The organism is Paraburkholderia sp. SIMBA_030 (assembly GCF_046535245.1).
In the GTDB taxonomy this organism is placed as follows: domain Bacteria; phylum Pseudomonadota; class Gammaproteobacteria; order Burkholderiales; family Burkholderiaceae; genus Paraburkholderia.
In genome coordinates this window covers 1-239 of sequence record NZ_JAWRXB010001540.1, presented here as the reverse complement: position 1 = coordinate 239, position 239 = coordinate 1, and the positions used below count along the sequence as shown (strand labels likewise).

At 61.9% G+C, this 239-nt stretch carries 1 protein-coding gene; it reads right to left on the bottom strand.

Annotated features, from left to right (window positions below):
* Positions 1–219 (bottom strand): hypothetical protein (locus tag SB772_RS45180; RefSeq protein ID WP_410839172.1); only part of this gene is annotated, 219 nt, incomplete at its 3' end.
* Positions 220–239: the final 20 nt, after the last annotated feature.

Below are 239 nucleotides of genomic sequence, written 5' to 3'. Positions count from 1 at the left end.
CAGGTCGTTGCCGACACCGCCGACCATGATGTTGTCCAGCGCGTTACCGCTACCGACGAAGTTGCCCACCCCGGTATAGGTCAGGTTCTCGACGTTGGCACCCAGGTTGTAGCTGGCTAACGTGGTACGCACAGTATCCGAACCGCCCGCCGCCGCCTCGATCACCACATCCCCAGCGTTATCCACCACATAGGTATCGTTGCCATCACCGCCGGTCATGGTATCCGCGCCAAGCCCGC